Below are 810 nucleotides of genomic sequence, written 5' to 3'. Positions count from 1 at the left end.
TACCAAGATTGGGCAATGGCCGTCGAAGGACCTGGCCGCGTTCTACGGCAAGCAACACGAAGAACTGAAGCCCAATCCAAAAGGCGGTGCACCCCGGCGCTATCGTCACTGGGACCGCCGTCTCATCACCCAGCCCGGTGACCGCGAAATGATGACTCGCGATGAAACCCAGCGGGCATGCCCGGATATCCTTATCACCAACTACTCGATGCTCGAATACATGCTGATGCGGCCGATCGAGAGGTCCATTTTCCGGCAGACGAAGGAGTGGCTGCACGCTGACAGCGCCAATGAGCTGATTCTGGTACTGGATGAGGCGCACATGTATCGGGGCGCTGGCGGTGCGGAGGTTGCACTGCTGATCAGACGCTTGCTCGCACGTCTTGATGTACCGCGGGAACGCGTGCGCTTCATCTTGACCAGCGCCAGCTTGGGGCAGGGTACAGCGGCTGAGGCAGCGATCGACGAGTTCGCCCGCAATCTCACTGGATTGCCGCGCCAATCGCGGCGTGGGTTCGCGGTTATCACACCGGTACGCGCGAACAGCGCCACGGCAGCGGCCAACCTAGCGACCGCGTGACCGACTTGCTCGCGGTTTTTGATTTGGCAGCTTTCGAACAATATGCAACCCATCCAGAGACTGCGCGAGACGCGGTGGCCGCATTGGCCGCTGGGTTGGGCTGGTCAGAACCAACGTCGGCGGAAGACCTGCCCGACTACCTGTTTGCCAACCTTACTGGTTTTCCAGTGCTCGAAAGGCTCATCGAGCTTGTATCCGGCAAGGCCCTCGCACTGGATGCCCTGCAGGAG

2 protein-coding genes are annotated in these 810 nt (G+C 60.6%); both read left to right on the top strand.

The genetic code is table 11. The features are described from left to right. The coding region (locus EN780_RS39295) for a hypothetical protein (protein ID WP_210215099.1) at positions 1-580 on the top strand (580 nt) is incomplete at its 5' end. Continuing rightward, positions 577-810 (top strand): hypothetical protein (locus tag EN780_RS35805; protein WP_133372933.1); only part of this gene is annotated, 234 nt, incomplete at its 3' end. The genes EN780_RS39295 and EN780_RS35805, both read left to right, overlap by 4 nt.

The organism is Mesorhizobium sp. M4B.F.Ca.ET.089.01.1.1, assembly GCF_004022605.1.
Classification (GTDB): Bacteria; Pseudomonadota; Alphaproteobacteria; order Rhizobiales; family Rhizobiaceae; genus Mesorhizobium; species Mesorhizobium abyssinicae.
The sequence above is the reverse complement of the archived record's forward strand: the minus strand, read 5'-3'. Positions and strand labels throughout refer to the sequence as shown.